This is a genomic window from Lysinibacillus sp. CD3-6 (assembly GCF_006351725.2).
Classification (GTDB): Bacteria; Bacillota; Bacilli; order Bacillales_A; family Planococcaceae; genus Lysinibacillus.
In genome coordinates this window covers 3,925,090-3,939,907 of sequence record NZ_CP085880.1, presented here as the reverse complement: position 1 = coordinate 3,939,907, position 14,818 = coordinate 3,925,090, and the positions used below count along the sequence as shown (strand labels likewise).

Here is a 14,818-nt window from a genome sequence, read left to right as displayed (position 1 = left end):
TAGTCAATCGTAGTTAGATTCGTAGTCGACTCCGAAATCAGAAATTAATATAGTTTTCGAACTTCTGGAGTGCTTCGGCTATAGCTTTCTGAGTTACGTGAGCGTAAATATCCATTGTGGTTTTCACATCAGAATGTCCAAATCAATCTTAAACTTCTTTTATACTTGCACCAGCCTCGAACAATAGTGAGCCGTGTGAATGACGTAAGCCATGTGGTGTGATCTTTTCTAATAGGTGTTTCTTTTGGAAACTATACATCCATTTCTGAACCTGTACAGGTTGCATATAGTCATTATTAGTATTACAAAACATTAACTGATTAGGTGTCGTAGTATTATGACCTAAAACAAAATACGCTTTTTTCTGGATTTTCTTCCACGCATTTAAAATAGATAGAGTAGTATTTTCAAGTAAAATTTTACGGGAAGAACCTGTTTTTGTTGTTTTTACATATAGCTTCGCGCTTTGATTTTAAAAGCTATGTTCTTCTAAAAATCTGTTAATTTCTTTACGAGAAATGCGCTTTATACCTTCGATTTCACAGATTTTCAAGCCCATTGTTCGAAATTTCCATGAATGTTAGTTATTTAATTGAAGATAGGAGACTTCAGGGGGACGTAAAACATAAGAAAAAAATCCCTCGCTACTTTTCTGTAGTGGGGAATTTTTGGGAGGATGCCTGTCTAGTTACGGGCAAATTGGTTTCCCTTTTGCTTGAACTTTTCTTTATACATTTCCTTGTCCGCCAGTTCAAGGATTTCGTCAGGACTAAAGTTGCTTCCAGATTTATATTGATACAAACCATGGCTGGCTGAGATTGGATAGGGCTTTTGGTCAATTATAGCCATATCCTGAAACTCACTTTGAATGCTGGACCAGATTGCTTGTGCGACGTCTATTTGTTGATCAAAAATTAGAATTATAAATTCATCACCGCCAAGGCGGAAAAGAACATCCTTTTCTCTGATATGGTGTTTGATTGTTTCGCAGCAAGTAATAATTAGGTCATCGCCTGCAGAATGTCCGTACCTGTCATTTACCATTTTTAAATTGTTTACATCAATATAGCAGACAATAAAATCTGATGCTCCGTCTAGTTGTTGAGAAAGTATTTCCATTCCTCGCCTTCTGTTGAGGACCCCTGTAAGCGGATCAAGCGATGCATGATTATAAAGCTCTTCTTCGGTTTCCTTCAAATTTGTAATGTCAGTGCTACCAATAAGAACACAGCACTCTCCTAAATAATTGACCAGTTCAAAATTAAGCATTGACCATTTCTGTTCAAGTTTGACCATATAATTTTTTAAGCTCTGATGTTCTTCGAGTTTTTTTACTATCGTTTGTTTTTCCTCAGGTGTGGTCAGCATGAACCATCCATCAAGTTTTGCCATATCTTTATTTTTTAAATGAAAGTATTGGATAGCCTGCTGATTCAGGAGCAAAATGTTTCCAGTTTTAAGGTTGAAAAGGACTAATGGATTAGGATTCATGTGAAATAATGTGCGAAAGCTCTCTTCATTCTTCTTTAATTTCCATTCGTTTGTAAAATTATTTTTGCGAAATGAATAGAAGGCATACGCTATCGTAAATGAAATGACAGCTGTACCTGTTGAATTCACCAGCTTAAATAGGAATGAAAAGTGATTTTCTTCCAGAAGGAACAACCCTGTAATGAAAAATAGATGAATTCCTGTGATGAGGCAAGCTTGGTGCTTTGGCCGAATTGGGAAGATAACACCAGCGGCTAAGAGAATAATAATATAAGCATAGATATTACCGTTATTAAGCTGACTGTTGATTGAAGAGACGGCACCTATAAACAAATAAAGAAATAAATAGGTGAGAATAATCGACCCTTTGGCGTGGCCCTTACTTCGGCGGTAGAGGATTAAAAAGATTAGGGAAATCATTAGGCCTATGATATGGAAGGTTGATAGGATAAATTTATAAATCGGGTTGTTCAATTTAGCCAAAAGGATAAAGTCCACAATGTAAAAACAGGGATATGTGAAGATGAGCATATAGGAAACGTATTTAATTCGCTCGAATAAGAGGTTTTCATTACAATCGATAAATTGTTGCTCCATATCATTTCCACCCGTTGTGTTTTTTGTCAATAACTCCATCAGAACAACCATCCTTTATAATCGAATCACATCAGTATATTTTATCATTGAAAACAGTAACGTGTCACGGAAACTGGGGCCAGTTCTTGAAGGGGACAGCACCACCTGACATGTACTGTCCCTCTTCCTATGATTTACGTTTGTATACCAGTCGCAAGTAAGGAACCATCTATAGTAATAAATAGTATACTGTTTATTCTAAATATAAAGGAAAATATTTTTTAATTTTGTAAAGTATGGATAGAAAAGGCGTATAATAAAAATTAATTTATATATATAATATTGTAAATTATTATAAATTTTATTTGAAAGTTCTTCTTTAAAAGAAAATATAGAGATTAATAATCTGTTGATTTTTATAAAGAATAGATTGAAATATTTACTCCATAGATATTTCGTATATAGAGGAGGGGAAGTATGGAAAGAGTAAAAAAAAGAATTTTCCACTATAAAAATGAGTATGTGAAAAGTGTTAAATTAGTACATCATGATGTTGCGACTAATAGAAGATATCGGTTAGATATAGAATTGAAGAATGGGGATAACGAAAAAGCTGTCCATTTAATGATGATCAATCCTAGTAAAGCAAATGAAGAAATTTCCGATAACACGCTTAATCGTATTATCAAATACGTTTCGTTAAATAATGTTGCTGGTGTTTTACAGGATATAGGAAAAATTATTATTACTAATCTTTATGTCGTATGTGAGACATATCCAGAAAAAGTGGATGAATATATTACAGTACAAAGTTTGGATTTTGTTAAAGGAATAGATAGAAACGGAAAATATAATAATGATTCGATAATTGAAATGGCTAACAAAGAGGCCCAATTAATAATTATTGCTTGGGGCAAAGGATACATATTTGATTATGACAAGCGGATTCAAGAAATTTTTAGCTTAATGAAAAACAAGGAAATATATCAAATGGAAGATTTAACGCAAGAGGGGTACCCAAGGCATCCCCGAACTTGGGCTTATTCTTGGAAATTAAAAAGATACAGTATTTAGGGGGAAAGTAGGGGGATTTAATAGCCCTTTCCCCTATGAATCAATATGAGTTTCGGGATTTTAAAAGGTAAACCTTAGTTGAATATCTAAAATGATGTAGCCATCTCATTTGAGGTGGTGTTTTTTATGTGCAAAGTAAGTTATGTCACTTTGCACCAGTAAAAACGAGATGCGGGTGCTATCATTAAAATAATGTTAAACTTTGTCGTGGGGATTGAAGGATGGCTCTGGTATGCAATCAGCTGTACCATCAAATCAACGTCCGTTGGTGTTTCTGAAAAGTCATCGTCCAAAGTTTGAAAGTTAAAATTATGAGCGTATTAGTCAATCTTGAAGACAAAAAATGGACAGAACAAAATGTAAACGAGCATATTTTAGGGCTAGTATTAATGGGGAAGTGGATACTGGTACATAATTAGAACATTTTTGTATAGGTGAATATAATAAATAGGGCAGGAGGATATACGATGAAACAAAAGAAATCTTTAAAGTTTAAAATTTTCACTGGAATTTTTGCTTTGTTAATACTGCTAGTTGCAGGATTTTTTATTTATGTAAGTTCATACTATAAGGCCAGTTCGTTAGCTTCAGATAGTTTGAAATCGGACGCGATCGTTCAAGTAGAGGAAAATGGAGATATTTTATTTGAACCTGTATCGAATGCTAAAAATATCGGCTTTATTTTTTATCCTGGCGCAAAGGTAGAAGCTTCCGCATATGCACCTTTAGCTAAAGAGATAGCAGCAAAAGGTTATACCGTTAGTATTGCGAAAATGAGCTTTAACTTAGCCATTTTTTCACCGAATAAAGCTGACAATATAATAAGTAATCATAAAGAAATTGATACTTGGGTAATCGGAGGACATTCTTTAGGCGGCGTAATGGCAGCAGATTACGCACTAAAAAATGATAAAATAAAAGGTTTAGTACTATTAGCATCCTATCCCCAATCAAAAACCAATCTAAGTAGTCAACCAATCAAAGTGTTATCTCTATGGGGAAGCAATGATAAAGTTGCAGACTTAACCAAAGTAAAAGATGCAAAAAATGTTATGCCAAGTGACGCACGTTTTATCGAAATAAATGGTGGCAATCATGGCGGATTTGGAGATTATGGTCATCAAAAAGGTGACGGTGAATCTTCTATAACAAATAAACAGCAGATGATGGAGACTTCACAGTATATTGTAGAACTGTTGGATAGTTTAAATAAGTAATATTTCGGGAAAAGAATTAGGTAAAAGAGAATTATTATAAATATAAAAGCCATAGGATGCCCAATTGTGAAAGGAGCAACTATGGCTTTTATTATTGGTAATTAACGAATACGTACTTAAAAAACGCGTTTCTGTATTAGATCAATTCTATTTACATAACTACTTTGAAGACTTTAGCTATAATAGAAGTAATGAATAGAAGAGGAGAACATAATGAATCATTACATCGTCATGCAAGGGCACACCTATCAAGAAGAAAAAGAAGCAGAAATCATTTGGTCACCACAAAAAGATAAAGGCGGAAACACACCGCACTCATGGCGACGTATGAAGGAAGTGAGCGAGGGAGACCGTATTTTCCATTATGTAAAAGGAAAGATCGTTGCAATTAGCATTGCGTTGTCTGATTGTGAGGAAGGCATAAAGCCCGTTTCTTTGACATCATATGACCAGTGGGAAGAGCAAGGTTTTCTCGTGAAGCTGCAATACCATGAATTAGAGCAACCATTAACGATAAAAGATTATTTTAATGAGTTGAAAGTGTTATTGCCTGTTAAATACTCAGCTTTCCAGCAAGATGGGGATGGAAATCAAGGCTATTTATATCCATGTAATGAAGAGCTTGCAATCAAGCTATTAGATATTATTAGTGATATGAATATTTATCAAGTGGATGATGAACAGCTAGAATTTGCGATTGGCACGGTAGTACGTACAGAACGAAATACGCTTATTCCTGTAATTACAGAAACAGAAGCTGAAGCAAAACGTAAAATACGTATTGGCCAAGAGAAATTTAAAACAGCATTATTACCTTTATGGAATCATCAATGCGCACTTTGTGGTATCGAACTACCAGCTCTTTTGCGTGCAAGCCACTCTAAGCCTTGGCGTGAGAGTTCGAATGAAGAACGCTTAGATCCGTATAACGGCTTATTGCTTTGCTGTAATCATGATGCATTATACGATCAAGGCTATATTACATTTGATGGAACAGGCTTAATTCATATTTCAGACCGAATTCCAGCAACGAATTATGGGATCTATAACATTCATCAAAAGATGAAGGTTTCAAGGTATGAAGAGAATAAGCTATATTTTAGATGGCATCGGAAAAATATTTTTCGTTAAGTAGAGAGCGCATTAAAGCCTCTCTGCTTTTTTGTTGTCTGATGCACGTGATTAGTAAATTTATTCTAAAATTAGAAGTTGGAAGTAATAATTTAGTGGTAAAATAATCATAATACATAAGGTTGAAAATGATCTATAAATCCATATAAATGAAGTGCACGATTTGTGCTTGTGTAAAAGTAAATCGTGCATATGAATTAAAGGAGTGGTTGCAATGAGTTTTGGTAAAACGATCAAAATGTTCTTAATAGATGGAGATCCCAGTGGAAGATTAACGTGTGAATTATCCAACTGGACAGGGCTGGCATATAGAATACCAAGAACCGAAGTGAAAAAATGCTCGGATCGTCCTAACTTGAATTCTACTGGTGTGTATATGTTATTCGGTCGAAATGATGAAGATAAAGAAGCGGTATACATAGGGGAAGCAGAAGAAGTTTATACACGGTTACAAAGCCATTTGCGTGAAAAAGATTTTTGGAATGAAGTAATTGTATTTATAAGTAAAGATGAGAATCTCAATAAAGCGCATATAAAGTATATTGAAAATAAGCTATATGAAAAGGCTAAAGTCGCAAATCGTTACTTTTTAATGAATGGGAATATTCCTCCAATGCCTTCCATTTCTGAAGCTGACCGTGCAGAGATGGATGAATATATTAGCAATCTTACAATGATGGTCAACACACTGGGCCATAAATTATTTGAAGAGATCAAAGATAGCGCAGAAGTTAATGCAGATGATGTTTTATTTATCAAATCGACTCTTGGTGTCGATGCTAAAGGCGTTCAAACACAAGAAGGTTTTGTCGTATTAAAAGGGTCAAAAATTGCAAATAGAAAATCCTATTCAGAGCGTTTATTAGCAAAAAGAAAAGATTTATTTCATACAGAAAAAGTGAAAGTTGTGAATGATGAATTTGTAGTAATGGAAGATCTATTATTTACTAGCCCTTCGGCAGCAGCTGATATTGTAACGGGGCGAAGTGCGAATGGGTTGACTGAATGGAAAGATAGGAATGGAAAAAGTCTGAAGGATTTAGTTTGATTATTATAATATTGATAGCATCGAAAAAATATCCTTCACTAACAGAAAATGCAGAGAGGCTTGACTCCCTCTCTGCATTTTTTCTATGCTTTGAGACCCCTCACCCCACTAAATTTTATAACAATATACCAAAAACCCCCTAAAATACAAATAAAAAATTCAAAAAATTATGTTGATTCTTAACTTTTAGTTCTGTACAATGTAAAACAAGTCATCTAGATGTATAGATGATATGGGGTGTTTTGTAATTTAATTTCAGTCATAGGAGGGTGAGCATGAGTAATAATTATAATTCTCTGATACCAAAGTATGTTCAGATTGCAGATAGGTTAAGAATAAAAGTAGATGAAATGTATAAAGAGGGAAATGAGAAGTTTGCAAGTGATGATGAACTCATCAAGATGTTTGATGTTTCTAGAATGACGATTCGTCAGGCGGTTCAAGTGCTTGTAGAGGAAGGACTTTTAAAACGTATCCAAGGAAAGGGTACCTTTATTGTTCGAAAAGAAAAATTGAAGACGGATATTGCTAAACTAGATACCTTTTTTAGAGGGTGGTACCTAGAAAACTTTACTGTGGAGTTGCTATATCGAGGATCTGTTCCTTGCCCAGTAGGGTTAGAAGAAAAGTTGGGGGTACAGCCTGGAGAAGAAGTTTATCAAGTAAAGCGTTTACGTCTTTCGGAAGGTATACCGATTGTTATTGATAACCGCTATCTTTTAAAAAAGTATGGTGAACAAATTACGGATGAGGAATATGTGAATTATTCTTTTTCTCATTTATTTTTAAATAAATTTAAGATGGCGCTTACTGAAGGAGAAATTGAAATAGAAGCCGTTCTTGCTAATCAAGAGATTGCGAACATTCTTGGTATTTCTGAAGGTGCACCGATTTTATATAGAAGTGTTGACTTAAAAGTGAAAAATGGCTGTGTTTTAACAGGTGCTTCTTCCTATCGTGGAGACATGTATAAATACAAATCATTATTGAGTTTAGACTAAAAAGATATAAAGTGGCTGTCCATTTTGAAAGCGCTTTATATGCATGTGACGACAAGGAGGAAATTATGTTTTATTCCATTTTAATTATATTGGCAATCATCATTGCCATCTATATGGGCGAAAAACTAGATATTAATACTGGTTTAGTAGCTTTAGCATTAGCTTATGTAATTGGTTGTTTTGTGTTGGGGATGTCGATTAATGATTTATTGGCAACTTTCCCGACAAAATTATTTTTAGTGATTTTCACATTGGCACTGTTTTTTAATTTTGCAGTGGTCAATGGTACTTTAGAAAAAATAGCTCAATTATTACTTTATCGTTTTCAAAAGCAAACAAAATGGTTGCCTTTAATTTTGTACTTTATTACAGCGTTAGTTTCTGGAATGGGTGCAGGTTTCTTTACCTCTGTGGCTGTGATGGGTGCCATTGCAATGGCATTATGTAAATCTTCAGGGATGAATAAATTAAATGCTTCATTCGCCGTTTCCTTAGGTTCCCTTTCAGGTGCGAATTTCATGTATAGTGCGCATGGGGTACTGTTTAACTCATTATTAAGTAACACGGCTGTTGCTGATCAGGCAGATATGTTAACAAGAGATATTTTTGTTGTATCATTTATTTATCCGATATTTATTATGTTAATTTTGATGTTTTTTGATAGAAAAAACAGTCAAAGCATTAACTTGAATATAGATAGACCAGAAGCTTTTACTAAAAATCAAAAAGTAAATATTTCATTAATCATTCTTCTTATGGTCATTGTTCTAGGCGTACCAATGCTGTCTAATTTTATGCCTGACAATGAAACGATTCAATTTATTAACGCACGTACGGACATTACGTTACTAGCACTTGTATTTGCAATTGTTGCGTATATATTAAAATTAGCTGGAGACAAACCGAAAGAAGTCATGGCAAGAATTCCTTGGAGTACGTTATGGCTTGTGTCAGGGGTTGGCATGTTAATTGATGTTGCAGTTGAAGCGGGGACTATCGATTTATTAGCCTCTATGATAAATAATATGCCGACTTTTATTGTGCCTATTGCGGTGGCACTCATTGCGGGTGTGATGTCGATCTTTAGTAGTACGTTAGGTGTTGTTGCACCGCTTATGTTCCCGATGATTGCTGGTATAATAGGTTCTACGGGTTACAGCCCTTCGTTAATTGCAGTGGCTATTATTATCGGTGCGCAATCATCAGCTTTAGCACCATTCTCTACGGGTGGGAGTTTAATTCTTGGTAATAGTGGTTTAGGTGAAGATGAATCTAAGAAGTTTTATAATGATTTACTTTATAAAGCAACACCATTAGGGTTAGGGTTTGCTGTTGTCGCAACTTTGATTTTAATGTTTATTTTGTAGGGGGTAGTTATGCAAAAAATATTTGACACTCACTTTCATATTATTGATCCGAAGTTTCCGCTTGTGGAAAATCAAGGATTTGTCCCTGACTTTTATACAGTCGATGATTATTTACAGGAACTGAAGGAAATGTCGATTGAGTTAACTGGTGGCGCCATTGTATCAGGCTCATTTCAAGGGTATCATCAGCATTATTTTGAGGAGGCAATTTCAGCGTTAGGTACTAATTTTGTAGGTATTACGCAGCTTCCATTTGATACAACGGATGAAGACATTTTAAAATTAAATGATATCGGAATAAAGGGAATACGATTTAATCTATACAGAGGGCTATCTGCTTTACCAAAAGAAATTAATGAGCTTTCAGAGAGAGTTTATCATTTATGCAATTGGAAAACAGAGCTTTATGTAAATTTGCAGACCATTGATAAAGAGATTGAAGAATTAATGTTTTCATTACCAAAAGTATCAATTGATCATCTTGGAATGCATCAGTGTTCGGTTGATAAATTGAAAAAAATTGTTCATGCTAATATACCAATTCGCTTAACAGGCTTTGGTCGAGTAGGATATGAACGTGATGAAATACGTGAATTAATATCCATATTGTATAGCGAAAATCCAAATAGCCTGATGTTTGGTAGTGATTTACCATCAACCCGAGCAAAAGAGCGATTCTCCTATAATGATATTCAATTAATTCAAGAAACAGTAGGTAGTAAAGCACAAGATAAAATTTTCTTCGCGAATGGTGAAAACTGGTATTTAGATAAATAACTTAGACATCTAAATAATGATTTCAGTATTAGGACAGGTATTTCCTCCTTATAGTAAACGGTAAAAGGTAACTTTTGACCGTTTACTTTGGAGGGATTTTTTATAAATAGCAGGCGCTATAATACAAAGATTGTAATAGATTTCTTCAAATTACTACCCATCCTAAGCTATACTTATCATCAAAGCAATTGAATGGAGCTGGTAGCAAGTGTTAAAAACACAAATAGAATCATTAATAAACAACGAAACTAATAGTAAATTACTAGAAGTAGAAAAGACGTATGCTCAAAAGCACGCATTGTTAGATGAGGATGCAATGGTAGATACGATTGCGTTGCAATTTGAAGTAATCGAACGTTGCAATAAGGAGACGGAAGAGTTAATTGTTGAAGAAACAGCTTCGTTTCTAACAAATTCAGTTCAATATTTAAAAGAGCATGCAAATGAATTTTTGTATGTGGCATCAGAACGTTTTGATGTGATTCGTGTCGATTCGTTTGCGCTTGAATTTGACGGGGCGTTTGGTGTGTATAGTGCCTTGTTTGGGCTTCGACTACAAAAGAAGTACAGTGAGTTTTTGCACTCGTATTTAAAAGCACATTTGCAACATGAGAAGATGACGTACAATGTGGCATTTTCTGGAGAAGACGGTTTATGGGAAGTAAATCTTGCGTTAGATGCGCTGGATGGCTTTAGTGAGCAGCAGTCATTTGACGAAGTGTTAGCACAATTATATTCGCTTGTTTTTGAGCTTCTTGAAGAACTTGAAGCGGCTGTCTGATGAGGATGCTTATTTTAAGATGTAGAAGAAAATACTAGTTGATGGTAGCGAAGGCGGTGACTCCTGCGGGAATAGCACACAATGTAAGACGCAAAAAGACCGCGCGTTAGCGAGGGTTGCTCCTTATTGTAAACCTAAAGATATCCCCGCTAAAAGCGAGTAAATCGCCCGTAAACCCGCACATAGCAAGCACCGCCGTAGCGAACATCAACGTCTAAGCAAAAAGTGTTAGCTTGATCGCCATCAAGCTAACACTTTTTCTCGTCTCTTAAGAAACCGTCTCCTCGACAACGACCATTTCCGAGGCAATAGCCGCTGGAGCAGGTGCCTTCTTTGCCTTTGGAATCAAGAAGCAAAGGAACAGAATCGTAGCAAACAATGCCATTGCAATATAGGCAATCGAATGGACAGCGGACGTAAGACCTGCTGCATTTGCTGTAGTATAGATGGACTCGAATGATACGCCTAAAGATGTAAGGTGTTCAGCTAAGGCACTGTTTTCGACAGTACCTGTTTGACCAGCGGCTAGTAGTGCGGCTGAATGCTCGTTTGTGATACCTGCTTCCGTTGCATTCGCTACTAATGTTTCTTTAAATGCCGCGTCTTTAAAAATGGAGAATAGTACAATACCTGAGACAGAGCCTAATGGTGTGCCGAAATCACGGATGAATGAGAATAGACCTGCGCCTGCCGCTAGTTTTTCTTTTGGTACTTCGTTTAAGGCGAATTTCATTAAGATTGGTGTATTGGCTCCAGAAACGAAACCGAGACAAACGGCTAATGTCGCAATAATATTAAATGGCATGGATGCGTCTAGCATTGTAAAAATAAACATAACAATCGTTGGGATAAAGAAAATGGCAATTAAAATGGAACGGCCATTGATTTTATCTGATAAGCGACCTACAACTAAGCCACCGATCGATGAGGCGCCGTATAAGAACATATAAAATAATCCTGTTTGGGAGGCGTCTCCACCTGGGCGGGATGTGATAAAGAAGTTCATGCAATAAATAAATAGCATAAAGGTTGCCACGATAAGCAAGTTAATGCCGACCGCCATGCTAAATAGTTTAATTTTTAATAACGACAATTCAACTAGTGGATTGTTAATGCGGTTTTCGCAAATCCATAACAGCGTAAGTGCCACGATTCCGACAATCAACGTAATGATTGTATACGGGGAAAAGAAGCCGAACGTTTTGCCGATTGTTGATACGGACAACAGTGTGGCTGATGTAACAAAGATAAGGATAAGACCGATGTAATCAAAGGATGATTGCTTTTCTCCCTTCGATTCCTCTACGAAAATTAAGACAACAATTAAGCCAAGAAACGCTAATGCCGCACTAATCCAATAAATAATGGGCCAGCCATATTGTAAAATTAAATAGCCAGCAATTGCCGCACCTGACATGGCAGCGATAGCTTGTACGGAAGAAAAAATGCCCGATGCCATGCCGCGTTTTTCTGGTGGGAAAATAACACCGATATAAGCAATTGCTATCGGTAAGATAAAACCAACAGCTACGCCTTGGAATACCCGCGCAATAAGGAACACTGTGAAATCTGGTGCTATCGCAGCGGCAACTTCAGAAATAGCAAAAATGACCATGCCGATGAGCAACATCTTTTTTCGACCATACTGATCCGCTAGACGACCGACAATTGGATATAGTGTAGCAGAAGCAACATAAAAAGTTAGTAAAATTAAACCAGCTAAATAGGTTGGTAATTTAAAATGTTGCGAAATTACTGGAATGGCTGGTGCCTGAAATGCCATCGCCTCAATTGCTACAAATGCCCCAAAAACTAATGCTAAAAATTGAATCCATTGTGACCTCGTGACCTTTGCATTTTGTGGTTTACTTTCCGTACTTGCCATCTCTACTCATCCCCCTTAATGGTAATAAAGCGTTTACAATTCAATGCATCTCCTTTCGCAAGAATTTATTAAGCCCCATTATAAGAGATATATTTTTCGGAATTCAATCCACAAAATCTATGGAAATGTCGTATAAACAACAATGTCTTGTACTTTGATGTGTTTTTACTGATGTTTCGACATTTTTCTTTCTTTAACGTTCTGATTGCTGACAAAGCATGTTGGACTCAAAAAGTTTTGTCGTTTCTTGCGCTATAAATTGTGCGGAATATTGATAATAGGTTTCCACACTCCAATGATAAATCATGCCTGTTATGACGGAGGCATAATACGTGGCAGCAATTTGAGGTGCCGGCATCTTGTCCTTTACTACAAGTAAAAATTGGTTATAAATTTCCGCAGAAAGTCTTTTCATAAAAGAGTCGCTAAACGTTAAAAAGGTGTGGAAGGCCACATAGTGCTGTTCTACATAGCTAAAGATTGCATGTTGTACATCATATTGAAAAAAGAAGGTTGGAGAAGGTTCGGCATACTGAACCATAATCCCGCAAATATCTTCAATGAAATCCAAAACAATTTGATTTTGTAAGTGTTCCTTTGTTTGAAAGTGCATGTAAAACGTAGAGCGATTAATATTACAACGAGCGACGATATCTGTTATCGAAACAACTGTAGAGCCTCTTTCTTGAACTAAAGCAATGTACGTTTGCTTGATTAAGTTACGCGAATGCTGTGCACGACGGTCTTTTTTTACCTTCATAAAAACACCCCACTTTTTTATTTAAGTTCCAATAAAAAAATTAAAAGTAATATTGCTATATTCGAAATTATATATTATCATAATCGAAATGACTATAATATTCTGAATATTCAATAAAGGAGTGTGGAGAAGTGAACGCATATTTGCTATTGTCAATTGCCTCAAGTATTGCACCAGAGCAAGAAATTTTAACTTTTTTTAAAAGGCGTCTAACTTATGAGCAACTATCCAAGCGTGTTGGTGCATTGGCTAGTCGGTTGGCAGCCGATGGTGTTAAACGTGGTGATCGAGTGGGGATTGTTTCGACAAATAGCCCTGAAGTAGTAGAAAGTTTTTTTGCAGCATTTCAACTAGGTGCAACCATTGTGCCGATTAATTATCGTGCTAAGCCAGAAGAGTTGGCATATATGCTACGAGATAGTGGGATTAAAGTTTTACTAATTGAGAGTCGCTATGTCCAATCAATCAAACAATTTTTAACTAACCCAATGTGCAATATTGACAAGACGATTGTAATTGGCGATGACGCACAAGGTTACGAATTGTATGAAACATATATTGCGAACAATGAGCCAATGATTGACTTTGCTGACATAGAAGAAGACGATATTGCGATTTTACTCTATACGAGTGGGACAACGAGCTTGCCGAAAGGGGTCATGCTTACTTATACACAGCTAACGAATTATGTGATGGGGCATACCGAAGCAGCAACGGGTTTGCCGAATGGCGCATCGTTAACATGTGTTCCGAATTATCATGTAGCGGGGGCAACAAGTATTTGTAACTGTATTTATGGTGGACGCCGTATTGTATTGATTCGCCAGTTTGAGGCAGATAAGTGGCTAGACACGTTAGAGCAAGAGCAAGTGACACATGCTTTTTTAGTACCTACGATGCTCAAGCGTATTATCGATCATCCACGCTTCGGACAAACTGATTTTTCAAGTTTACAAAGCTTATCGTACGGTGCAGCTCCGATGCCATTCCCGATTATTCGTCAGGCGATTGAGATGTTCCCTTTATCCGTCGATTTTGCCAATGCGTTTGGTATGACAGAAACGACATCAACAGTTGCTGTGTTAGGGCCAGATGATCATAAGCTTGTAGGCACACCAGAAGAAATTGCACGCAAGATTGAACGCTTACATTCGGTAGGAAAGCCGTTGCCAAATGTGGATATTAAAATACTCGATGACGGTCAACATGAGTTACCGCCTAATGAAATTGGTAACGTTTACATCAAAACGGCAAAGGCGATGAAGGGCTACTGGAATCGTCCTGATGAATCGCAAGAAACGTTGATTGATGGCTGGATTAACACAAAAGATATGGGTTATTTAGATGAGGATGGCTATTTATTTTTAAAAGGTCGCAACTCGGACATGATTATCCGTGGTGGTGAAAATATTGCGCCGCAGGAAATTGAAAATGTGCTCATTGCTCATCCAGAGATTTCGGATGCAGCGGTGATTGGCGTACCTAGTGTGGAGTGGGGCGAAGAGATTTTAGCGGTCATTATTCCAACTAATGAACTTGCACCGCCTGCTATTGCGGATATTACGGCTTATTGTCGAGAGCGACTCGCTAGTTTTAAATGTCCTAGAATAATAGAATTTGCAACGGAATTACCACGTACATCATCTGGAAAGTTATTAAAGCGTGATTTACGTGATCAATATACTACTAACTTAGTGGAATAAAAATAGA

The 14,818-nt window shown here is 36.4% G+C and carries 12 protein-coding genes and 1 pseudogene; 9 read left to right on the top strand and 4 right to left on the bottom strand.

The window, feature by feature from the left end:
- Nucleotides 1-148: 148 nt before the first annotated feature.
- Both FH508_RS19625 and FH508_RS19620 read right to left on the bottom strand, forming a co-directional pair.
- Nucleotides 149-445, bottom strand: a pseudogene (locus tag FH508_RS19625) (tyrosine-type recombinase/integrase); the annotation flags it as partial.
- Between the two features lie 239 nt (nt 446-684).
- On the bottom strand, nt 685-2,088 hold the full coding sequence (locus FH508_RS19620; protein ID WP_173479488.1) for a sensor domain-containing diguanylate cyclase: 1,404 nt from the start codon (nt 2,086-2,088) through the stop codon (nt 685-687).
- Nucleotides 2,089-2,544: 456 nt separating this feature from the next.
- On the opposite strand from FH508_RS19620, the gene FH508_RS19615 reads away from it, so the two are divergent.
- From FH508_RS19615 to FH508_RS19580, 8 genes are all read left to right on the top strand, one after another.
- Nucleotides 2,545-3,141 carry a DUF1643 domain-containing protein gene (locus FH508_RS19615; RefSeq protein WP_139859773.1) on the top strand — a complete coding sequence of 199 codons (597 nt, stop codon included), beginning with the start codon at nt 2,545-2,547 and terminating at the stop codon, nt 3,139-3,141.
- Between the two features lie 467 nt (nt 3,142-3,608).
- A complete protein-coding gene (locus FH508_RS19610; RefSeq protein WP_139859771.1) occupies nt 3,609-4,358 on the top strand; it encodes an alpha/beta family hydrolase in 750 nt (249 codons plus the stop codon).
- A 213-nt stretch (nt 4,359-4,571) separates the two neighbouring features.
- The gene (locus FH508_RS19605) at nt 4,572-5,489 is read left to right on the top strand and encodes an HNH endonuclease (protein WP_139859769.1); all 918 of its coding nucleotides are present in this window, start codon (nt 4,572-4,574) and stop codon (nt 5,487-5,489) included.
- Between the two features lie 214 nt (nt 5,490-5,703).
- A complete protein-coding gene (locus FH508_RS19600; protein WP_139859767.1) occupies nt 5,704-6,537 on the top strand; it encodes a GIY-YIG nuclease family protein in 834 nt (277 codons plus the stop codon).
- 275 nt (nt 6,538-6,812) lie between these two features.
- Nucleotides 6,813-7,538 (top strand): GntR family transcriptional regulator, encoded by a 726-nt coding sequence (locus FH508_RS19595; RefSeq protein ID WP_139859765.1) that lies wholly within the window; start codon nt 6,813-6,815, stop codon nt 7,536-7,538.
- A 65-nt stretch (nt 7,539-7,603) separates the two neighbouring features.
- Nucleotides 7,604-8,905: an SLC13 family permease gene (locus tag FH508_RS19590; RefSeq protein WP_173479489.1), complete on the top strand. Its 1,302-nt coding sequence runs from the start codon at nt 7,604-7,606 to the stop codon at nt 8,903-8,905.
- A 9-nt stretch (nt 8,906-8,914) separates the two neighbouring features.
- Entirely contained in the window at nt 8,915-9,682 is a 768-nt protein-coding gene (locus FH508_RS19585; protein WP_173479490.1) for an amidohydrolase family protein, read from the top strand.
- Nucleotides 9,683-9,890: 208 nt separating this feature from the next.
- Nucleotides 9,891-10,463 (top strand): hypothetical protein, encoded by a 573-nt coding sequence (locus tag FH508_RS19580; protein ID WP_173479491.1) that lies wholly within the window; start codon nt 9,891-9,893, stop codon nt 10,461-10,463.
- A gap of 268 nt (nt 10,464-10,731) precedes the next feature.
- Here the strand turns inward: FH508_RS19580 and FH508_RS19575 are convergent, their stop codons facing one another.
- Complete coding sequence (locus FH508_RS19575; protein ID WP_173479492.1) at nt 10,732-12,348, bottom strand: MFS transporter; 1,617 nt, start codon at nt 12,346-12,348, stop codon at nt 10,732-10,734.
- A 193-nt stretch (nt 12,349-12,541) separates the two neighbouring features.
- On the bottom strand, nt 12,542-13,108 hold the full coding sequence (locus FH508_RS19570) for a TetR/AcrR family transcriptional regulator (RefSeq protein WP_173479493.1): 567 nt from the start codon (nt 13,106-13,108) through the stop codon (nt 12,542-12,544).
- Between the two features lie 131 nt (nt 13,109-13,239).
- Here FH508_RS19570 and FH508_RS19565 point away from each other — a divergent pair, with 131 nt between their 5' ends.
- On the top strand, nt 13,240-14,811 hold the full coding sequence (locus FH508_RS19565; RefSeq protein ID WP_173479494.1) for a class I adenylate-forming enzyme family protein: 1,572 nt from the start codon (nt 13,240-13,242) through the stop codon (nt 14,809-14,811).
- The last annotated feature ends 7 nt before the right edge of the window (nt 14,812-14,818 follow it).